General features: G+C 72.2%; 19 protein-coding genes. 13 read left to right on the top strand and 6 right to left on the bottom strand.

Features of this window, described 5'->3' with window-relative positions:
• Position 1: 1 nt before the first annotated feature.
• Complete coding sequence (locus tag ACSUPR_RS27355) at positions 2-427, bottom strand: YchJ family protein (protein WP_436887697.1); 426 nt, start codon at positions 425-427, stop codon at positions 2-4.
• Positions 428-495: 68 nt separating this feature from the next.
• On the opposite strand from ACSUPR_RS27355, the gene ACSUPR_RS27350 reads away from it, so the two are divergent.
• Positions 496-981: a hypothetical protein gene (locus tag ACSUPR_RS27350; RefSeq protein WP_436887696.1), complete on the top strand. Its 486-nt coding sequence runs from the start codon at positions 496-498 to the stop codon at positions 979-981.
• 553 nt (positions 982-1534) lie between these two features.
• Positions 1535-2266, top strand: coding sequence for a class I SAM-dependent methyltransferase (locus tag ACSUPR_RS27345; RefSeq protein WP_436887694.1), 732 nt, complete (start codon positions 1535-1537; stop codon positions 2264-2266).
• 25 nt (positions 2267-2291) lie between these two features.
• Here ACSUPR_RS27345 and ACSUPR_RS27340 read toward each other — a convergent pair whose 3' ends face one another.
• Positions 2292-2714 carry a kinase gene (locus ACSUPR_RS27340; protein ID WP_436887693.1) on the bottom strand — a complete coding sequence of 141 codons (423 nt, stop codon included), beginning with the start codon at positions 2712-2714 and terminating at the stop codon, positions 2292-2294.
• A gap of 180 nt (positions 2715-2894) precedes the next feature.
• Between ACSUPR_RS27340 and ACSUPR_RS27335 the strand changes: the two genes are divergently transcribed.
• The gene (locus ACSUPR_RS27335; protein WP_436887691.1) at positions 2895-3329 is read left to right on the top strand and encodes a hypothetical protein; all 435 of its coding nucleotides are present in this window, start codon (positions 2895-2897) and stop codon (positions 3327-3329) included.
• 1047 nt (positions 3330-4376) lie between these two features.
• On the opposite strand, the gene ACSUPR_RS27330 is transcribed toward ACSUPR_RS27335, so the two are convergent.
• Positions 4377-5198, bottom strand: coding sequence for a DeoR/GlpR family DNA-binding transcription regulator (locus tag ACSUPR_RS27330; RefSeq protein WP_436887689.1), 822 nt, complete (start codon positions 5196-5198; stop codon positions 4377-4379).
• Positions 5199-5363: 165 nt separating this feature from the next.
• Between ACSUPR_RS27330 and ACSUPR_RS27325 the strand changes: the two genes are divergently transcribed.
• The 6 genes from ACSUPR_RS27325 (at position 5364) to ACSUPR_RS27300 (ending at position 12557) form a co-directional block, all read left to right on the top strand.
• A complete protein-coding gene (locus tag ACSUPR_RS27325) occupies positions 5364-6752 on the top strand; it encodes a homoserine dehydrogenase (protein WP_436887686.1) in 1389 nt (462 codons plus the stop codon).
• Position 6753: 1 nt separating this feature from the next.
• A complete protein-coding gene (locus ACSUPR_RS27320) occupies positions 6754-8127 on the top strand; it encodes a GntP family permease (RefSeq protein WP_436887684.1) in 1374 nt (457 codons plus the stop codon).
• 95 nt (positions 8128-8222) lie between these two features.
• Positions 8223-9458: a 3-oxo-tetronate kinase gene (gene otnK, locus ACSUPR_RS27315; RefSeq protein WP_436887682.1), complete on the top strand. Its 1236-nt coding sequence runs from the start codon at positions 8223-8225 to the stop codon at positions 9456-9458.
• Positions 9455-10099: a class II aldolase/adducin family protein gene (locus tag ACSUPR_RS27310; protein ID WP_436887680.1), complete on the top strand. Its 645-nt coding sequence runs from the start codon at positions 9455-9457 to the stop codon at positions 10097-10099. The genes otnK and ACSUPR_RS27310 overlap by 4 nt, the downstream gene beginning before the upstream one ends.
• A 626-nt stretch (positions 10100-10725) precedes the next feature.
• Positions 10726-11397, top strand: a complete 672-nt coding sequence (locus tag ACSUPR_RS27305) for a hypothetical protein (protein WP_436887678.1) — start codon at positions 10726-10728, stop codon at positions 11395-11397.
• Positions 11398-11516: 119 nt separating this feature from the next.
• Complete coding sequence (locus ACSUPR_RS27300) at positions 11517-12557, top strand: helix-turn-helix domain-containing protein (protein WP_436887677.1); 1041 nt, start codon at positions 11517-11519, stop codon at positions 12555-12557.
• Between the two features lie 22 nt (positions 12558-12579).
• On the opposite strand, the gene ACSUPR_RS27295 is transcribed toward ACSUPR_RS27300, so the two are convergent.
• Positions 12580-12939 carry an MmcQ/YjbR family DNA-binding protein gene (locus ACSUPR_RS27295; protein WP_436887675.1) on the bottom strand — a complete coding sequence of 120 codons (360 nt, stop codon included), beginning with the start codon at positions 12937-12939 and terminating at the stop codon, positions 12580-12582.
• A gap of 663 nt (positions 12940-13602) precedes the next feature.
• Here ACSUPR_RS27295 and thpD point away from each other — a divergent pair.
• Together thpD and ACSUPR_RS27285 are read left to right on the top strand one after the other, a co-directional pair.
• Positions 13603-14511 (top strand): ectoine hydroxylase, encoded by a 909-nt coding sequence (gene thpD / locus ACSUPR_RS27290; protein WP_436887673.1) that lies wholly within the window; start codon positions 13603-13605, stop codon positions 14509-14511.
• A gap of 143 nt (positions 14512-14654) precedes the next feature.
• Positions 14655-14972 (top strand): hypothetical protein, encoded by a 318-nt coding sequence (locus ACSUPR_RS27285; RefSeq protein ID WP_436887671.1) that lies wholly within the window; start codon positions 14655-14657, stop codon positions 14970-14972.
• Positions 14973-15515: 543 nt separating this feature from the next.
• Here the strand turns inward: ACSUPR_RS27285 and ACSUPR_RS27280 are convergent.
• Together ACSUPR_RS27280 and ACSUPR_RS27275 are read right to left on the bottom strand one after the other, a co-directional pair.
• Positions 15516-16601, bottom strand: a complete 1086-nt coding sequence (locus tag ACSUPR_RS27280) for a type I restriction endonuclease (protein ID WP_436887669.1) — start codon at positions 16599-16601, stop codon at positions 15516-15518.
• Positions 16602-17400: 799 nt separating this feature from the next.
• Complete coding sequence (locus ACSUPR_RS27275) at positions 17401-18114, bottom strand: NUDIX hydrolase (protein ID WP_436887667.1); 714 nt, start codon at positions 18112-18114, stop codon at positions 17401-17403.
• An 89-nt stretch (positions 18115-18203) separates the two neighbouring features.
• On the opposite strand from ACSUPR_RS27275, the gene ACSUPR_RS27270 reads away from it, so the two are divergent.
• Complete coding sequence (locus ACSUPR_RS27270) at positions 18204-19967, top strand: hypothetical protein (protein WP_436887666.1); 1764 nt, start codon at positions 18204-18206, stop codon at positions 19965-19967.
• The gene (locus ACSUPR_RS27265; RefSeq protein ID WP_436887664.1) at positions 19964-20911 is read left to right on the top strand and encodes a phosphorylase family protein; all 948 of its coding nucleotides are present in this window, start codon (positions 19964-19966) and stop codon (positions 20909-20911) included. Before ACSUPR_RS27270 ends, ACSUPR_RS27265 begins: the two co-directional genes overlap by 4 nt.
• Positions 20912-20948: the final 37 nt, after the last annotated feature.

The raw sequence follows: 20948 nt of genomic DNA, 5'->3' as shown, positions 1-20948 counted from the left end.
CTCAGGAGGGCAGGGCGTCCAGGTACACCCAGGCGCCCTCGAGCCGGACGAAGCGGCTGTGCTCCACCATCTCCCCCGCACGGCCGCCCTCCCGGTAGCGGGCGCGGAACCGCACCGTGCCCTCGGTGTGGAAGGGGGTGCCTCCGCCGGTCTCCAGGATCTCCAGGCCGGTCCACTCGGTGTCCGGGTCCGCCTCCACCCGGGCCGGCCTGGTGTCGGGGTGCCAGGTGCGCTCCAGGTAGGCGCGGTCGCCGACGGCGAAGGCGCTGTAGCGCGAGCGCATGAGCGCCTCGGCGGTGGCCGCCGCCCGGTCGCCGCGGTGGGCCGGACCGCAGCAGGATCCGTACTCCCCGCCCCCGCAGGGGCAGGGGGCGGTGTCCGGGGGGCGGGCCGGGGCGGTGCGTTGGCGTGTTCTGCGCTGCGACATCCTCCCATTGTGGCGTCCGGCCGGACCGGCGGGATCCGGCGCCCGGCCGCAGGCGGGAGACTGGCTCCATGACCTCTTCCCCGGACCTGCCCGACGAACTCCTCCCCGGCAACGACCCGCTGGCCCTGCTGGCCGACCCCGCCGCCGTCCCCGACCGCGCGGAGGAGTACGCGGCGGCCGTCCGCGACCTGGTGCGCGAGGTGGAGGCGCTCTCCGCGCTGGACGAGTGGGCCGCCGCCGAGGCCCTGGCCCGCCGCGCCATCGTGCTGATCGACCGCACCGTCCCGCTGCTCACGGATCCGGACACCCCGGCGGCGGAGGCCGCGGCCCTCGTCCCGCTGCACGCCGCCGCCTGCGCGCGGGCCGGTCTCGACCCGGAGGAGGTCGCCCGGTGGCTGCTGGCCGCCCGGGCCAACGGCCAGGAGGTCCCCGCCCTGTCGGCGGACGCCTACGCCGAGGCTCTGGGGCCGGAGGGCGCCGCCGCCTACACCGCCTCCCTCGCGGCCCTGCACGACCTCGACCCCGCCACCGCCGCCCGCCTGGACACGGACTGACCACCGGCACGGGCCGCACCGCGGCAGCGCGCGCCGTGTGCCGCGCGCTGCCGCGGGCCCGTCGTCCCCGCTCCGGCCCCGGCACTCCGCCGAACGGCACCGCGAATTCGGGGCGCCCTCCTGTGTGATTCCCGTTTTCGTTGGGGCCGTTGGCGTGGATTGGTGCTCGATGACCGATCCGCCACCTTTATAGCGTAGATCAAATATTTTTTCTTGGATTTTTGCGAAAAGCCCGCGCGGGACCGGCCGGGCCCGGTACGTTCGGTCACGCGAACACCACCCCCACTCGGCGGCCCCGCCCCGTACCCTTTCTCCTGTTCGGCCGCGATCGCCGCCCCCACGCCGCCGGCCCCGGCAGGAAGCCGCCCCCGGCCACCTCCTCCACCCCCTCCGCGCCCGCCCCCGCGCGGAAGCCGACCGGCGGACGGCGCCCGGAGCAGAAAAGGGAAATCACCTCCACGGAACTCCAGGATAAGCTTCGGAACGCACCCCCGCCTTTCCGGGGAGAAATGCGAGCACGCCCGCGAGCGACCCCACCAGGAGGAACAGCAGAATGCCGACAGTCGAATGGAACCGCAAAACATGGGGCAAAACGCACTCCTGGGACAAGAACGGCGACGAGTGGTCCTTCATGGCCGCCCACTGCGGCCAGCCCTACGAGGAATGGAAGACGTCGCTCATCGACACCCTGCTCGTCCCGGGGGCCTCCCTCGGCCCCTCCCTGGAGATCGGCCCCGGTCACGGCCGCTGGACCGAGCACCTGCTGGAGCACTCCCCGCAGGTGTGGATCGTGGACGTCAACGAGAACTGCCTCGACCACTGCCGTGAGCGCTTCGCCGACCGCCCCGGCCTGCGCGTCCACCACACCGACGACTGCGGCATGGAACCCGTCCCGGACGCCTCCGTCGCGTTCGTGTGGTCCTTCGACGTCTTCGTCCACCTGGACCCGGACGTCATCACCGGCTACCTCGCGCAGATGTCCCGGGTCATGGCCCCCGGGGCGACCGCGGTCGTCCACCACGCGGGCAAGCCCGACTGGTCGCTGCGCCTGGCCCCGCTCACCCGCCGCGCCGGGCGTCCGGGCCGCATCGCCCAGCGCTGGATCAGCCAGCGGCGCTGGCGCGACGACGGCAACCGCTCCGACGTCTCCCCCGAGGCCTTCGCCCGCTGGGCGGAAGCCAGTGGCCTGGAGGTGGTCGAGCAGCGCACCTCCTGGGGCGACCGCGGCCAGCACACCGTCGCCAGGTACCGCGACCGCATCACCGTCCTGCGCAAACCCTCCTGACCGCGGCCCGGACCGGCCGGCGCCCTCACTCCCGGGGCGCCGACCGGCAGCCCCACCCGCAGGACTCCATGATCCGGGCCACGCCCTCCTCCAGGGAGGCGCCGCCCCCGATGGCCTCCTCCACTCCCCCGGGCAGCAGGTCCCGCGACCGCCACCAGCGCCGCAGGGACTCCGCCCCGTACTCCGCCGCCTCGGGCCCGGTGGCGTGCCGCTCCACCGTCACCCCGAAGGGCACGTCGAGGTAGAAGCACCGGGACACCCCCCTGTGGTCGGCCACCAGCGCGGTGAGCATGTCCCCGTACCGGTCGGCGTACAGGACCCCCTCCACCACCACGTGGAACCCGTGGCCCAGGACGTAGCGGGCCGTCGGGTCGATGAGTCCGATGTCGGCGCCCCCGACCGCGCCGCGCTCGCGCAGCACGGTGCGGCGCACGTTGTCCCGGCCCACGACGGCCGGCCCCGCCCGTACGCGGCGCGCGCCCCGGCGGCCAGGGAGCTCTTGCCCGAGGCCGAGTCGCCCCGGATCACCACCAGACGCGTGTCCGGCCGGCCCGCCACCACGGAACCTCCCCGAATCCGGCCTGTGGACAACCCGATCCGGGCGGGTCGGGGCGCACATACTCGGACCATGTCGACCTCACGCGCCCGCATCCTGCTGTCCGCCCTCCTGCGGGATCTGCCCGGCAGGCACCACATCCTCACCCTCTACACCGGCGATCCGGTCTCCACGTCGATCGTCCTGCACGCCGGGGGCTGGGACATCGAGCACCCGCCGGTGGTGGAACGGCTGTCCACCGTCCTGGCCACCGGCCGCAGCGCCGCCGTGGTGCTGCGCAGCTTCACCGAACGGGTCTCCCACACCCTCCCGGACGGCCTGGAGGTCCCGGTCAAGGTGGTCCGCGGCTGGCGGATCGCCGACCACACCCTCCAGCCCCTGGACGAGGCGGAGATGTTCGACGCCCACTGCACCGACGCCGCCTCCGGCGAACCGATCCCCCCGGAGCGGGGGGTGGAGTTCGCCCCGGCCCCGGCCGTGGACCTCTCCGCCTTCCACACCCGGTGAACCCGGCCCGCGTCTCCCGGCGACACGGCTCCGCACCCCGGGCGCGGCCGGAGCCGGGTGAGCGCTTCCCGCCGGGCGCCGCCCTCTGCGGTCATCGGGGCGGCCGCTCCCGAGCGGAAGCGGTGCCATGCCGGGCCCCTGCGCGGTTCCTCCCCTCCGGCACCGGCCCCATCGCCCGCACGGCCGGCCGGGCTCGGACGGCACGGGCCCGGTGCGCCCGGGGCGCTCCCCCGGCGGGCACACGGTCACCGTCAGGGCGGCGCGCCCCGAACCCGCCGACACCCCCGGCTTCCGGCGCCGCTCCACCGTGGGGACCTCTGTCACCCGCGGGTCGGACGGCCTGTACACCGCCAGGTCGTGGAGGCCCGCCCCGGCGGCGACCCGCCGCGGCCGGCCCCGGGGGAGAGGCGGGCCCCGCACGGCGCTCCGCGGCCGTTCGGGACGGCGGCGGCCGCCACAAGGGGCACCGGCCGGTTCGTGAAGGTGCGCTACGTGGCCGCAGCGACGGCGCTCCCGTCCGCCGGATCCGTGCTCTTCGGGCCGCCGGCCGGTCCCGTGTGCGGGATGCGGGAGCCGCTCTGCGACGAAGCCCCGGCGTTCGCCCGGGACCTGCCCACGGGAATGCCCGGGGTCCGGCTCCTGGGGGCCGGTGCCGTCCCCGCCCTCCTCGGCGAGGGCTCCTCGGGACGCGGCCTCCTCGTCGTGGACCTGAGGCGGCTGCGCGTGGGGGACCGCCCCTTCCTCCCCGGCCCGGCGCCGCCTGCGCTCCCCCAAGGCCCCCGTTGCCCGTTCCGCTTCGGGCGGGGCCGAGATCGGCATCGCCGCGGAGTCCGCAGGAGGCCGCGCACCCGACGCGGTCCGGCTGCGGCGCCACCGCGTGGTCGGGCCCGACCGGGGCCGCACGGTCGCCTCCGCGCGCCTGCCGAACGCGGCCGTCACACCGCGCCGGGTGTGCGAGGCGCTGGAGCACCTCGGCGGCGACGCACACGTCCGGTCCCGACGGCCCCCGTGGTCGGAAGTGACCGGCCGCGGGGCCGGTCACCGGGTTCAGGCCGACGGGTCGGCGTCCTGGGAGCCCTCCTCCTCGGTCTCGCCGGTCCGGTGGGGCACGGCGATCTCCAGGGTGACGCCCAGCTCGCGTACGGCGCGGGCCGACGACTCCGGGAGGCGGTCGTCGGTGATCACCGACGAGAAGCGGGTGAGCGGCGCGACCTTGAAGGTGCCGAAGGACCCGTACTTGTCCGCGCCGGCCACGAGCACCGCCGTGGAGGCGGCGGCCATGGCCGCCCGCTTGACCGCCACCTTCTCCCGGGAGGGCGTGGTCGAGCCGCGGTTCAGGTCCCAGGAGCTGGTGGAGATGAACGCCGTGTCGATGTTGAACTCGCCGACGGTGGCGGCGGCGATGTCCCCGACCGAGGAGCGGTTCTCCCGGTCCACCATCCCGCCGACGAGGAACAGGGTCACGTCCGGGTGGTCGCTGAAGGAGGCCGCCGTGGTGATGTCGTTGGTGATGACGGTGAGGCCGGCCGTGGTCCACAGCAGGGGGACCAGGTGCCCCAGCGTGGTCCCGGCGTCGAGGTAGAGGGTCTGGCCGTCGCCCACGAGCGACGCCGCGGTGCGGGCCATCGCCCGCTTCTCCGCCACGTCCGCTCGGGACTTGTCGCGGTAGGAGGGCTCGGCGCGCACCTGGGAGACCAGCTCGACGCCCCCGGGCACCGAGCGCACTCGGCCCTCGCCCTCCAGCGTCATGATGTCGCGGCGCACCGTCATGTGGGAGACACCGAGGATGTCGCAGAGCTCCCGCACGCTCAGCACCCCCATGCCGCGCAGTTCCCGCAGTAGCAGCTCGCGTCGTTGCGCCGGGATCATCGTCCTCCTTCGGGGCCGTCTCACCCGTCATGGTAAACCAGAGTTACCACATGATCTCAGATGTGATGATTATTGACTCATATGTGCATGCGATGTTAAAACTTGGCTCATCGCCGATGCGGGACGCGGGCACGCGCCCTCCATGAGGCGGGAGAAGGAGAACCCATGCAAGACACCGACGCCACCACCGCGCCGCCCTCCCCGGTGCGGTACGCGCTCACCGGGGCGCGCGGCGGATTCGCGCGCACCCTGCTCGCCCAGACGAGGCACATCGAGCGCCTGCGGCCCGCCGTGCTGTGCGACCTCGACACGGCCGGTACCGTCGCCCTGTGCACCGAGCTCGGCTACGACCCCGCCGACCTGCGCGTGTGCGCCGACGGGCGGGAGCTCGCCGCACTGGAGGAGGGGCGCATCGCTGTGATCGCCGACGCCGCCCTCCTCGAACACGCCGGCTACGACGTGCTCGTCGAGGCGACCGGCAGCCCCGGGACCGGAGCCCGGGCCGCCCGCACCGCCATCACCACCGGCCGCCACGTCGTCATGGTCTCCAAGGAGGTCGACTCCGTCGCCGGCATCGCCCTGGCCGACCTGGCCCGTGAGCGCGGCGTCGTCTACACCCCCGGTATCGGCGACCAGCCCGCCAACCTCATCGAGTGGTACGAGCGCACCCGACGGCTGGGCCTGGACGTCGTCGCCATCGGCAAGTCCGGCGAGTACGACCTCGTCTTCGACCCCGCGACCGGACGCGTGCGCCAGCTCGACCAGGAGATCGACGCCCCCGGCCTCGCCGACCTGCTCACCCTGGGCGAGGACGTGCCCGCGACCCTGCGGGCACGCGCCCGCGCGGTGGCCGCCCTCCAGCGGTCGGCCACCGCCGACTACTGCGAGATGGCCGTGGTGGCCGACCACACCGGCCTGGTCCCGGACGTGGAGTCACTGCACTACCCGGTGGCACGGACCGCCGAACTCGCCGACGTCTACGCCCTGGCCGAGGACGGCGGAATCCTCGGCCGCCCCGGTGCCGTCGACGTGTTCAGCGTCCTGCGCCTGCCCGGGGAGGCCTCCTTCGCCGGGGGCGTCTTCGCCGTCGTGCGCACCGGGGACCCCGTCACCTGGGAGATGCTCGCCCAGAAGGGGCACGTGGTCTCCCGCTCGGGCCGCTACGCCTGCCTGTACCTGCCCTACCACCTCATGGGCGTCGAGACCCCCCTGAGCATCCTCGACGCGGCCGACCGCCACCGCTCCGCCGGCACGCGCCGCCCCGCCCGCCACACCGTCCTGGCCGGGCGCGCCCGCGGGCCGCTGGCCGCCGGTACGCGCCTCGACATGGGCGGACACCACCACGACGTCACCGGCGTCACCCCAGTCCTGATGGACGCCGGGCAGGCGCCCCGCGACATCACACCGCTCTACCTCGCGGCCCACTGCGTCCTGGCCCGCGACGTCCCCGCCGGCGAACCCCTGCGCCTGGGCGACCTCGCCGACCCCGACGAAGACCTCCTCCACGCCTGGCGCCACGCCCGGTCCCTCCCCCCGAACGATCGGAGCCGGTGACATGTCCGACCTCTACACCCTCGGGGCGTTCGTCGCCGCCATCGTCGTCCTCGTCCTGCTCATCGCCCGCTTCAAGGTCCACCCCGTGGCCACGCTCTTCATCGTGGTCGTCTCCCTGGGCCTGCTCCTGGGCATGGGCGGCGAGGGCACCGTCGAACTCGTCACGGCCGGATTCGGCAACACCCTGGCCAACGTCGGCCTGCTCATCATCTTCGGCTGCGTGCTCGGCAAGATGCTCGAACTCAGCGGCGCGGCCCTGAAGATCACCGAGACGGCGCTGAAGATGTTCGCCGAGAAGCGCGTCCCCTGGGCGATCGCCCTCGCCTCGGTCGTCCTGGGCATCCCCCTGATCGCCGACACCGCCGTCGTCATGCTCATCCCCATCGTGTCCGCGCTGGCCTACCGCACGGGCATCTCGATGATGAAGCTGGGCCCGATCCTCTACCTCGGCGCCTACGTCATGACCTCGGTCGTCCCGCCGGGCCCCGGGCCGCTGGCCTCGGCCTCCCTGCTGGACGTGTCCATGGGCGAGGCGATCCTCTACGGGCTCGCCGTGGGCCTGCCCGGCGTCCTCGCCGCCACCCTCTACCTGTCGCGGACCAGGACCCACGTCCCGCCCAAGCCGGAGTTCGTCGAACACCTGGCGGGCGGTCCCGGAACGGGCTCCGCCGGGACCGGGACCGACGCACCCGCGCAGGAGGAGGCGCCGCGGGTGGGCCTGTTCGGCTCCCTGCTGCCGATCGTCGCGCCCATCCTCCTCATCGTCACCGCCGCCCTGGCCGCCCCGGTCCTGCCCGAGGGCTCCCCGCTCGCCTCCGCCGTCCTGTTCGTCGGCGAGCCCACCATCGCCCTGTTCCTGGCCTGCCTGCTCGCCCTGCCGCTGTTCCGGGGCCGCTGGCGCGACAAGGAGACCCTCAACGACCTCTTCGAGTCGGGCCTGCGCATCGCCGCGATGCCCATCGCGCTCACCGGCGTCGGCGGGGCCCTGGCCACCATCATCCGCGAGACCGGCGTGGCCGAGAGCGTCGCCGGGAGCATCGAGAACGCCGGCCTGTCGCCGATCATCATCCCCTTCCTCGTCGCGGCCGCCGTGTGCACCATCACCGGCTCGAACATCCTCGGCGTGATGACCTCGGCCGCCATCATGCAGCCCCTGATCCCCGAACTCGACCTCTCCCCGCTCGCGGTCTACCTGGCGTGCGCCACCGGCGCCCAGATCATGAAGCACGCGAACTCGTCGGGTTTCTGGGTCACCACCACCCTGTCGAACATGACGGTGGGCCAGGGCATCCGCTCCATCGGCGTGGCGTCGGCGCTCTCCGGCGTCACCGGTTTCGCGGTGCTCTACGCCCTGCTCACCTTCGGCCTGGTCTGACCCGGCCGCCCCTGGCCGCCCCGCGCCCCGGCCGCAGTGCCGCGGGGCGCGGGCGCGGCCCCCGCGAACGAGAGAACCCAGCACAGGAGGACACCATGGCGACCCTCGGCGTGATCGCCGACGACCTCACCGGCGCGACCGACATCGCGATCGCCCTCGCCTCCGCCGGCCACCGGACCACCGTCGTCCTGGGGGACGAACTCCCGGACGGCACGGCGGTCGGCGCCGACGCCGTCGTCGTGGCCCTGAAGTCGCGCACGGCCCCCGTGGAGGAGGCGGTCTCGGCCTCGCTACGGGCCCTGGACCGGCTCCGCGGCGCCGGCTGCGAGAGGTTCTACGTCAAGTACTGCTCCACCTTCGACTCCACTCCCGCCGGCAACATCGGTCCGGTCTGCGAGGCGGTCCTGGAGGCGCTGGAGGAGGAGGTCACGGTGATCGCCCCCGCCTTCCCCGCCAACGGGCGCACCGTGTACCGGGGCCACCTCTTCGTCGGGGACGACCCCCTCGACGAGTCCCCCATGCGCCGGCACCCGCTCACCCCGATGACCGACTCGAGCCTGCCGCGACTGCTCGCACCCCAGCTCAGCCGGGGCCGGGAGGACGTCGCCCTGGTGCCCTGGCCGGTGGTCGCCCGGGGGGTCGAAGCCGTGCGCGAGGCCCTCGACCGGGCCGGTGCCGCGGGAGCCCGGTTCGTCGTCGTGGACGCGCTGTCCGACGAGGACCTGGACGTACTGGCCCGCGCCACGGAGCACCTGCGCCTGCTCACCGGCGGCAGCGCCCTCGCCCGGGGCCTGGCCGGACCCCGTCCGGGCGCCCGCCCGGCACCCGCCCCGCCCGCGGGGCCGCGCGTGGTGCTCTCCGGCAGCGCCTCCCGGGCCACCCAGGGCCAGGTCCGCCACGCCCTCGCCGCGGGCGGCGGGCACCACCTGCGCCCCGCCGACCTGCGCGCGGACTTCGAGGGCACCGTGGCGCGGGCCGCCGAAAGCGCACTGCGCTCCGGCGGGACCGCCCCGTTCGTCGTCTACGCGACGGCCGCACCCGAACACGTCGTGGACACCGCGGACGCCCCGCTCATCGAGGGGGCGCTGGCGGAGATCGCCGAACGCCTCGTCGCGGCGGGCGTGCGCGCCCTGCTCGTCGCGGGCGGGGAGACCAGCGGCGCGGTCGCGGGCCGGCTGGCGCCGGGCCCCCTGGCCCTGGGCCCCGAGGTCGACCCGGGCGTGGCCTGGATGGTCGGCCGCCGGAACGGCGAGGACCTGCACCTGATGCTCAAGTCCGGCAACTTCGGCCGCGAGGACCTGTTCGTCCGTGCCTGGAAGGGGAACGCGTGAACCGGGCGGAGGCCGCCGGGGAACTGTGCACGGCCGGGCGCCGGGCCGTCGGCCTGGGATTGAGCCCGGGCGCCTCGGGCAACATCTCCGTACGCGCGGACGGCGTCACCCTCATGAGCCCCACCGGTGTCTCCCTGGGCGGGCTGGAGCCCGACGGCCTGTCCGTGCTGGACGCCGACGGCCGGCACGTCGACGGGCCGCCGCCGTCCAAGGAATTCCCCCTGCACCGGGCGATGTACCGCCGCGTCCCACAGGCCCGGGCGGTCGTCCACCTGCACTCGCCGCACGCGACGGCGGCCTCCTGCCTGCCCCCGTGGTCGCCCGGCTCCGCGCTGCCCCCGGTGACGCCCTACCTGGTGATGCGGGTCGGCCGGGTGCCGCTCGTCCCGTACGCGGCGCCTGGCAGCGCCCGGCTGGCCGAGAACGTGTCCGCCCTGCCGGGCCGCTTCGCCGCGGCACTGCTGGCCAACCACGGTTCGCTGGTGGCCGCAGCCGATCCGGCGGCGGCGCTGGAGGGCGCCGTGGAACTGGAGGAGGCCTCCCGGATCGTCGTCGCCCTGCACGGACGGGAGTACTCCGTGCTGGCGCCCGAGGACGTCAGGGAGCTGACGGAGCGCCACGGGACCAGCTGGGACCTCTGACCGGCGCCGTGGGTCCGCCCGGGGCGGGGCGTGCGCGCCCCACCCCGGGCACCTCGCGCCCGCCCCGGGCACCTCGCGCCCGGCACGGGGGCCCGGGCGGGTCGGCGTCATCCGCCCGGAACCGGGGATGCCGCCCGCGCCGGAGGCCACCGGTCCGGGCCGCCGCCCAGGAGCTCCCCGGGACCGGGATCGGCGGGCAACCCCTCCTGCACGTCCTCCTCCACCCGCGCCCCGCGACCGGTCATCCCACCTCCGTCGGCAACGGATCCCACGGGATCACCGCCGTGGCCGCCCAGCGGCCTGCCGGGCGGCCACGGTGGTCCCCGCCCGGCAGGCCGGGCCGTCCCGGAAGCAGCGCCTTCACCGGCCGCCGTCCTCCGGTGGGAGGGCGGAACGGAACACCCGGGCGGGCGTGTCGTCCGTGGTCCCGGAGGCGCGCGGGGCCCCGCGCGCAGGGGCCTGGAGGAGCCGCCGCTGGTGTGATCCGTCGGCGCGCGGCCGCGGAATGTCGGAGGCGCCGGGCACCATGGACGGCACCGACACCCCCATCCCACCCTCGACTTGAAGAAATCCGACCACGATCGCGGCGGGTTTTCTCCAGGCGCACAGAACCCGAGAGGTGTCTCTTGCTGATCGCCGCACACGACCACCCCCGACGGGACGACCGCCTCGCCCTCCTGGGCACCTCCTGGCCGGTCATGGAGAAGGCCCTGCGCATGAGCGAGGCGGGTCTGCGCCGGGTGACCGAGAGCCACGGCCGGACCGCCTCGGGCCAGTACGCCTACCACGAGCGGCTCGCCGCGCTGCGGTCGGAGCAGAAGGTCCGGTACGGCTGGGACAACGTCAGCCACCTGCAGATCGACCTCACCGTCGACCCCGGGCGCACCGTCGGCATCCAGACGCTGAGCGGCGACTCCAACACCGGCAACCCCGAGGCCGTGCCGCGCAGCCAGCACCCGCGAGGGCCCAACGGACGCCACCTCCTCACCGACGAGACCGTGTTCGAGCAGCTCTCCCTGCCAGGTCTGCCGACGGAGCTCGTCCCGGCCCCGCCCGAGCCCTCCGAGCTCGACGGGCTGGAGGTGTGGGTCTTCCTGACCTACCGAAAGCCCGAGACCGACAGCGGTCCCGCGAAGTGGCATAGTGAACTGTCCCGCCCCGGCCCGCCCGACGAGCAGGGGTACCTCACCTCCTGGCACGAGCGCATCCTGTTCCCCGACCTGGAGATCGGGAGCGTGGTCTTCCCCGAGGACGGTGAGGGGATGGAGCCGATCGACATCCCCGTCGACTTCCGTTAGCGACGAACACGCCCGGCGGCGTTCCCACCGGGCCCACAACCGACAGGGCAGCGCACACCATGGTCACGCCGTCACGCATCCGACTCGCACGGGAGCGAAGGGCGCTCACCCTGGCGCGATTGTCGGCCCTGACGGGGATATCGCAGCAGAGCCTGTCGAACTACGAGAACGCCCGCACCACCCCCACCGGGCCCACCCTGGGCCGGATCGCCGACGCCCTGGGGTTCCCGGTGGGGTTCTTCTCCGCCGACGAGGTCGAGGAGGTGGCCTCCGAGGCGGTGGCCTTCCGGGCCCGGACCAGGACCTCGGTGCGCAAGCAGAAGGCCGTCCGCTCCCAGGCGGCCCTGGCGATCGAGTTCAACGACTGGCTCACCGCGCACTTCTCCCTGCCCGACCCGAACGTCCCCACCTACGGCAGGCCCTCACCCGAGGACTGCGCCGAGACGGTGCGGGCGCTGTGGGACCTGGGCGACACCGCGGCCCCGAACATGGTGCACCTGCTGGAGGCGCAGGGCATCCGCGTGTTCTCGCTGGACAGCGAGCACCACGAGGTGGACGCGTTCGGCTTCTGGCGCGACTCGGTCCCCTACGTCTTCCTCAACACCGCCAAGAGCGGCGAACGCGGACGCTTCGACTGCGCCCACGAGCTGGGCCACCTGGTCATGCACGGCGACGAGCGGCCGCTCAGCGGACCGGAGGCCGAACGCGAGGCCAACCGGTTCGCCAGCGCCTTCCTCATGCCCCGCGCGGACGTCGTGGCGCGCATGCCCGCGGGCGCCCAGGTCGACCAGATCCTCAAGGCCAAGTCGATCTGGCGGGTCTCCGCCATGGCGCTGACCCACCGGCTGCACGACCTGGAACTGCTCACCGACTGGCAGTACCGGTCCACCTGCCGCCGGCTGGCGGAGATGGGGTACCGCACCGCCGAGCCGGACGGGATCGCCCGCGAGACCTCCCAGATCCTGCCCAAGGTCTTCTCCCTCCTGCGCCGCCGGGGCACCACGCCGGGGAGGGTGGCCGAGGAGCTGCGCATCCCGCCGTCCGAGCTCGACTCCCTCATGTTCGGGCTGTCCTTCACCGCCCGGACCGGTGGAGGCGGCGGCACGGGCGGCCGCCGGGACCGGGACCGCCCCGTCCTGCGCGTGGTCCCGGCCCGCTGACGGCGTCCGCCCGCCGCGGCGCTCAGACCCCGACCAGTTCCTCCGGGGTGGGCTGGACGGGGTGCAGGTCCTCGGGGGCGGTGTGGAACCAGGCCTCCAGCAGGAGTTCGCTGAGCTCGTCCAGCTCGATCCCGTCGAGGTGGACGACCACCCATCCGAACCCGCCCGCGGTGAACTGCACCTCGAACACCTCGGGGCGCTCGGCCACCAGTGCCTTCTGCTCCAGCAGGGTCTGCTTGAGCCCCACGGTGGCGGTGCGCGGCCACAGGTAGCCGAACGGCTTCCCGCGCACCCGGAAGGTCGTGTACTTCTCGCCCTGCTGCTGCTCGCATTCCGGCAGCGCCTTCACCAACCGCAGGAACCGCTCGATCTCGACACCCATGGGACGAGACAACCACATCCCACCGACACCGCGGCCGCCGGTGCCGCAGGGAGGGATCGGCCCCCGAGGCGGACCGAAGCGCCGGGACCGTGCACCCGGTGTCCTCCGGATCCGCCGCGACGAGGCCTCCGGCCGTGTCCCGTGGACGGCGCCCCGACCGGGGACAAAGGCCGGGAACACCCTTTCGGCCGACCCGGGAAATACACGGACAGGGGTTCATCGCTTTTCGGTGGCGGCGGAAACCACAAAGGACACGGAAGGCCCCGGGAAGCGATCGGAGATCTGCACCAAGCATTGCATCAGATCCGTGTGAAATAGCGCATAGCACAAGTGTGCATCAATGCCAGAATCCCCTTCCCCGGCACTCCGCGGGGCAACGAACTGGGGTGATGACGATCGGTGGCCGCTTCGACACCCCCGGCCCCTCTGCCCAGGTGAGCAGACCGACGGCCAGGACGAACAAAGGGAGAAGAGCGGGAGAAATCCCGCTCCGAAGAATTTCCGCCCATATAGTAAGGGAGCCCTACCCGGGCGTTCGGGTCGTCAAACACATCGCGCCGCGCACCCCGGACAGGCGGAATGCCGGTCTTTGTTAAGTTCCCGTGACGGCAGGAGAGAACACCGACACCCGGAGAGGATGAGACCCCGCCAGGGGATTCGGCCATGACTCTGCAGATGGATCTTCAGGCATCGACCGTTGACGAGTACCCCACCCGCAAGACCCCCGAACCGGCACTGCTGGACCGCCGGGACCCCACCGTCTGGGGCCCCGGCGACGGCCCCTTCACCTCGGACGAGCTCGCAGGGTACGAGCGCCGCGGCTACACGCAGACCGAAGCCTTCGTCACCGACGACGAGGTCGCGGCCTACCGGGCCGAACTGGACCGGCTCGCGAACGACCCCGCGCTGCGCGGCGACGAGCGCCTGATCGTCGAGCCCACCTCCGAGGAGGTGCGCTCGGTGTTCGACGTGCACAGGATCAGCCCGGTGTTCTCCGACCTGGTCAACGACCCCCGCCTGGTCGAGCGCGCACGCCAGATCCTGGGCTCGGACGTGTACGTGCACCAGAGCCGCGTCAACTACAAGCCGGGCTTCGGCGGCGGCTCGTTCTACTGGCACTCCGACTTCGAGACCTGGCACGCCGAGGACGGCATGCCCCGGATGCGGGCGTGCAGCTTCTCGATCGCACTGACCGACAACTACACGCACAACGGCGCCCTGATGATCATGCCGGGCTCGCACAAAACGTTCGTGTCTTGCGTGGGCGAGACCCCGGCCGACCACTACCGGGCCTCGCTGAAGAGCCAGCACGTGGGCACCCCGGACGAGGGGTCCCTGTCCCGCCTGGCCGACCGGCACGGCATCGACGTGCTCACCGGCCGGGCCGGAGGGGTGACCGTGTTCGACTCCAACTGCATGCACGGGTCCGGTGGCAACATCACGCCGTTCCCGCGCTCGAACGTGTTCATCGTGTTCAACAGCGTGGAGAACGCCTGCGTGGAGCCGTTCAGCGCTCCGACCCCGCGCCCGGAGTTCCTCTCCTCGCGCGACTTCACCCCCGTCGGCCGCTGACGCCCGGGGCCCGGCGCGGGGGCACCGCACCTCCCGCGCCGGGCCCGCGGAGGAGCGCCTCCGGCCGAGATGGCCGAAGGCGGCCGGACGGAACACCTCGACCGGGGGTCCCGCGCGGGCCCCGGACCCGTAGGCCGGCTGGCATGCGGACTCTTCGAGCGGTCCTGATCCGGCTCGGCTTCTTCTGCCTGCTGCCGTCCGCCGTGCCGGTGCCGGCCCTGGCCGACGCCGCGACGAGCAGCACCCCGGCCTCCCCGGGGCTCTACAGCGTGCCCTTCCCGGTGGTGTCGGCACTGGTGGGCACCGGCCTGCTCGTGGGTGCGAACACCCTGGGACGGTCCCTCGCCGCGCCGCAGGCGCCGTCCGCGCCCGGCGACCAGGCCCCCGTCCCCCAGCCGTACGCCCAGCCCCGGCACCAGTCCCCACGCGCTCCAGCCCCCGGCGGCCGGTGCCGCGTCTGACGCCGCGCCCGTCCCCGACCGCTCCCGGCCCCACCGGCACTCCGCTCGGAGCACGCGGCGGGGCCGGCCGCCTGCCCGTCGGGCCAGGCGGCCGGGTGCAGGCCCGGGGTCGGTCGGACGGCGACCTCAGGAGCGTCCGAGGGGCCGCGCACCGTTCCGTCCGCCCCGGTCAGCGCCCCGGTCAGCGCCCCGGGGGTGGCCCCGGGGCACGGAGACGCAGGCCACAGCGACGCCGCGAGCCAGACCGGCGCCGCACCGGACAGCACGTGGATCCCGATGGTCAGGAGCGAGTCGGGAAGGGGCGCCGCGAGCGCGAGCGCGGCCGGGCACACCGTGTGCACCCAGGCGGGAAACGGCCTGATCTGGTCCCGGGCGGGGCGTTACCCGCTCGAAAATGCCAGCGAGTCCGAAGCGGTCCGAATCGGACCCGCTTCACGGTGGGTGCGGTGGAAGACCGTGGTACCGGTCACCCGCCCCGCAGAAAACAGCCGGTCGCGAAGGGACTTCCGAAGTACCTCTGCTGCCGGCGGAGGCTCCGCGCGCTCAGTCCAGATGGCTGCGCACCGCTGCGCGGATCGCCTCGGCGTGGAGGTAGATCTCGTCCAGCGACCCCAGGAGGTGACGGGTCTCGTTCTTGTTCGCGTCGAAGGTGCCCAGGTACTTCTTGGACCTGGCGTTGAAGTGCAGGCGCGCGATCGGCTTGCGGTTGTTGTCGTCGAGCAGGATGGCGAAATAGCTCTTGGAGTCGCGATGCGTGATCCGCTGGGGCTTGACCTCACTGCACGCGATGGCCTTGACGACCTGGTATCCCTCCAGCTCCTCCAGTGTGGTCTCGATTCCCGTCCCGCGCTCCAGGCTCTCCTCGGCGACCCCTTCTCCGTCGACCGCGGCTTCCTCCTCGGCCCGGGGCCGGGTGCTCTCCAGGGCCTTCTTCAGCCGGATGTTGACCTGGTCGTCGAGGAAGGCTGAGGCGGCCTCGCGCACCAGAGGGGTGAACTGCTCACGCGCGCGCTTGCTGAAGGTGCCGTCGTAGACGCGGCCTGCGAGGGACTTGACCCACGCCTCGTCGGGCTCGGCGAACTGCTCGGCGAGCGCGCGCTTGATGGCTCCTAGGTACTTGAGCTTCTCCGCGGCGCTGACAACGGAATCGAGGTTGAAGGAGGCTTTGGTGAGTTTGCGCAGCTCGGGCAGCAGGCTCTCGTCGACGTCCCCCAGATCGAGCACCATGAAAGGCTTGGAGTCCATGAGATTGGGAGCTTCCAGGTCGGTGAAGAACTGGTACTCCACACCGTTGGTGAGGATGGCGATCCGCGCGTTGGTGACGGAGAAGTACCGGAAGAGCTGGGAGGCGTGCTCCACCTTCAGCGGGCCGTTGGCCTTCTTGCACTCGATGAGGATCTGCACCTCGTTGTCGCGCATGATGGCGTAGTCGACCTTCTCGCCCTTCTTCACCCCGACGTCGGCAGTGAACTCGGGGACGACCTCGCGCGGGTCGAAGACGTCGTAGCCCAGGACCGTGGCGATGAAGGGCATGACGAAGGCGTTCTTCGCCGCCTCCTCGGTCTGGGTCAGGTCGCGCTGTTTCTGCGCCTTGGAGCTGAGCGCTGCCACCTTCTCCGTGAACTCCATACCGGGGGGCCTCCTCCATCACCTGGGCGGGGAGCCTGCCTGAGGGCCTCCCCGCACTTCTTCCAGCGGTTCTCTCGTCGCGGCTCAGAGTGCGCCGACTGTGGGGACAGCCCATCGCACCGCGATCGCCCATGTAGGACATTCGGCGGACTGAATGACGAATCGTGACATGGACTCGCGTGCTCCACGAAAAGCACGAAGTTCTCCGTACGGCGGCCCGTCGGCCGGGTAAACCGGGGGAGAGCCGCTGCCGTCTCTTTTGAAGAGAACGCGGTCCCGTTTCTGAAACAACGATACACAGAAGCCTGTGAATCTAGTTAACAATCTAATCTCGCCTCTAAGTGGCCCGACCAGGAAGACCACTGGAGGCCGGGGCTCGGGTACCGCCGCGTCCACCTCTGCGGACCGCGCGCCAGAAGCCGCGGTCCTTTTCCGTACGTGCACCGCCGACCTCCCTCCGGCCGCCGCATCGGAAACCGGCCATGGACGTGCACATGACAGTCCCACTGTCGACTTCCGACCGCGCCGTCCCACCGGATCGGAGGAGGCCGGGTCCGGGTCTTTCAAAACCGGTATCTCCGAACACGACACCCCGTGCGGGGCGGTGCTCCAGAAAGGATGGAAGGCACAGCACAAGGCGGACCGTGGGCCGCAACCCCCTCGGCCACCGGGAGCGGCGCGGCACTCCATAAGTGGAGGCGGGCGTCGTCTCGTACAGATCCGACCCGGCCCCCGCCGCCTCCGGCGCCCTGGCCCGGAGAATCGCACCCCTGATCCTGCGGGCCGACGGAGGCGGAGGTCACGGGGCCGATCTCAGCAGGGGCGGGGAGAGCAGCACCGCGCCTCCCCTTCGGTACAGGGCCGCGGGCCGTCCCGCCTGCTGGGCGCGCTGGTCGCCGGTGGGCTCCACGAAGCCCTCCGCCCGGGTGACCTTGCGGCGGAAATTGCTGGGGTCGAGCCCGTGTCCCCAGACCACTTCGTAGACGGTGCGCAGTTCGGTGAGGGTGAACGGTTCGGGGCAGAACGCCGCCGCGACGGTGGTGTACTCCAGTTTCTCCCGGATGCGCTCGAGGGCGTCGGAGAGGATGCGGTCGTGGTCGAAGGCGAGGGAGGCCCGGCCTTCGAGGATGTCGCCCACCGGTATCCAGTGGGCCTGCGCGGCGTCGGTTCCGCCAACCGGCTCGGGTAGGTCCGGCCCCAGGGCCAGGTAGGCCACGGTGACCACCCTGCCCCGGGGGTCGCGCCCGGGGTCGCCGTAGGCCCCGAGCTGTTCGAGGTGCAGGCGCGCTCCGTCGATTCCGGTCTCCTCCATGAGTTCGCGCCGGGCTCCCTCGTCGAGCGTCTCCCTGCTGCGGACCCTGCCACCGGGCAGTGCTCGGCGGCCCGAGAAGGGCTCCTCTCCGCGTTCCACCAGCAGGATCATCAGCGTCCCGCCCCTGATGGTGAAGATGGCCAGGTCCACCGTCACCAGGGACAACTCCACGCCGACGGACCTCACCAAGCGGTCGTCCACCGCATCCCCCTTAAAGGTCATCTTGACCTGAACACTCGAAGCCATTTATGGTCACATCGACCCTAATTGGATCGGCGCAGGAGAAGTGCATGACCGCCACGACCCACGCCCCTCCCTTCCACAGCCCTCCCCCGTCTCCGGACACCACCGGAGAACCGACCGGGGCCACCCGCCACCTCTGTACCGGCGTCCATGTCGACGAGGAGTTCCGGGACCTCGTCATCGGAGAGATCTGCACGACCCCCTACCGCCGGATCGCCCCCTCCTACGGGTTCGACCTCGTCCCCGTGATGCGCCACGCCTGGCTGGCCCTGCACCTGACGTCCCTGCTGAGGTCGGCGCTGGCGGCCGCGGCACTCGCGCCCCACCTGTTGGGGTACACCGTAACGAGCCTGCTGGTCATCGGCGGGTTCACGCTCCTCGTCCTCCTCGAGAGGGCATGGGCCCTGTCCAAGCGGCTCACCCGGCCCGAGGAGCCGCTGCCCGGCCGGCGGTCGAAGAAGAAGCCCAAGCGCCTTCCCAGGCTCCCCTCGGCGTACGACTGGAAGTACGGCGAGGACGGGCAGCACCTCAAGCGCACCGGCGCCTACTGCCTACTGCTCGCCGCGGCCCTGGCCGCCGTGGCCTACTTCCACCCCGAACAGGGGACCCTGGCCCTCTACATCGGCTGCGCCGTCGCCGCGCTGGCAGTGGTCACGGGCGGTCTACGGCAGTGGTGGATCAACGGGATCCAGAAAGCGCCCAGCCTGCGGCCGCGACGGCTCTCGCACCGGGAACAGGTCGTGGACGACCAGCAGAAGCACCCCTGCGTGGTCTACCGCCGCCCGGCGCACAGGAAGGACACGAAGGACGAGGAGCAGGGCTTGTTCACGCTCTTCGGCGAGGAGTCCCCCTTCATCGGCGCGGGAACGCTGATCCACCAATGGAACCCGCCCATGAACGTCCAGCTCCTGCGCCCGGGGAGCGAGGGCAGCCCCCTGCACGAACGCGAGCACCGGTACCCGCCGTTCAAGCCCCACGAACTGGTGGACCACCTGCGCGAAGCCGTCGCCCAGCTCCGCGAGGACGACGAGAGCGTCCGCCTCCCCGTGGAGGTGCGGGACCGTGTCTACGTCGCCCAGTCCGACATCTCAAAGGACAGGTCCCTGCTCCGGGAAGAGGTGAGCACCTCGGTGATGCGCCGCATCATCGACCGGCGGGACCCCGCGTACCACTACTTCCTCGAAGCGATCGTGCCCGACGCAGGCGGCGAACTGGTGGCCACCGTCCTACTCCAGATCGGAGTGCGGGGCCGCACGCTGAGCCTCTCCTTCGCGGCCTGTGTCCTGACGCGCACCCCCGACGACTTCCGCAAGGCCGGAGAGTTCGGCCAGCACGGCAAGCGGGCCGTCATCAGCGCCGCACGACGCGGCCTGTTCCGCCTCCCCCGAGAGATCCGTTCCCTGGGGCGGGTCGTCTACTACCCCTACTTCCTCGCCAGGGCGCTCGTCTTCCACAAACGCGATCTCACCCTCAAACCCATGCGCAATGTCGGAATCGGCAGTCGAATCAGCATCCGCCAGGAGCACGCGGAGGAATGGAGCAAGGTCCAACTGGACAAGACCCACGTCCTGGGCCACATGAAGAACGTGGAACAGCGCCTGCTCAAGGCCACCAGCGACTTCCTCCGCTCCCGCGGCGTGGACGTCTCCGACTTCGACAATCGAGCGCTGCAGATCATCAACAGCGGCATCGTCAACATGGGCGGCACCAACGACTTCCGGAACACCGCCGTCGGCGACCACGCCCAGTTCCACCACAACCCGAACGGATCCACCGCTCCCGGTGGAGCACAGAACGGAAGTGCGACATGAACCCCCACGGATCCACGCAGGGCAACAGCGGCATCGTCAACCTGGGAGGGAGCAACAGCTTCACCAATACCGTCGTCGGCAACGAAGCGCACATGACCGTGTCCCCGAACACCGCGGAGGCCCTCGGAACCCGGACCGCACCGGGCGGCGACGAACGCCGCCGGGACGTCGGCGTCGTCACGATCCTGCCCACGGAGATGCGGGCGGTCCTCGACGAGCTGGGGCTGGACCGTCCGCGCAAGAAGGAGGGCCTGTTCTTCAGCACCGGCGACATCCCCACCGACAGCGGTACGGCGAGCGTCGTCGCCACCCGGACCCACGGTCCCGGGCAGCGGTCCGTGATGGCGGCGCTGGACCATATGCGCCACCACTTCGCTCCCCGCCTGTGGGTCCTGGTCGGGATCGGAGGCGGCCTCCATCACGGATACAGCCGGAATGAGGGGCCCACCCGGGCCGGCAACGTCATCGTCTCCACACGCATCGTCTACTACGACGCGCGCAAGATCACGGCCGGGGACCGCGTACAGCGCCGGGGCGAGGAGCGACAGGCTCCGGCCCGCATCGTGCACGCGGTGAACGCCTACTTCACCGACCAGGGGGAACCCGCGATGATCCGGGGCCGGGTGGACGGGCACCGCAAACGCAGCTTCGAGGTCCACCACGGACTGATCGGTTCCGGCGAGGCGGTGATCGCCGACGGCGACTCGGAAGTGCGCCACTGGCTCAGGGACTACAACGACAAGGTCCTGGCCGTGGACATGGAGTCGGGCGGCCTCAGCCAGTTCTGGCAGGAGAACTCGGTACGCGGGGAGGACAATCCGGGCTGGCTCGTGGTCCGCGGGATCTCCGACGGGGCGAACGCGGAGAAGGACGACGGCGCCCATGGGCTGGCCGCGCACAACGCGGCCCACGTGGTCAGGGAACTGCTCCCCTACCTGCTCTGATCCGTTCTTCGACCGCGCCTGCCCCTGATGGACGAGG

The sequence above is a fragment of the Nocardiopsis dassonvillei genome (assembly GCF_964273065.1).
Taxonomy (GTDB): Bacteria; Actinomycetota; Actinomycetes; order Streptosporangiales; family Streptosporangiaceae; genus Nocardiopsis; species Nocardiopsis dassonvillei_B.
Note: the sequence above shows the minus strand (reverse complement) of the source record. Positions and strands in the feature narration are given on the sequence as shown.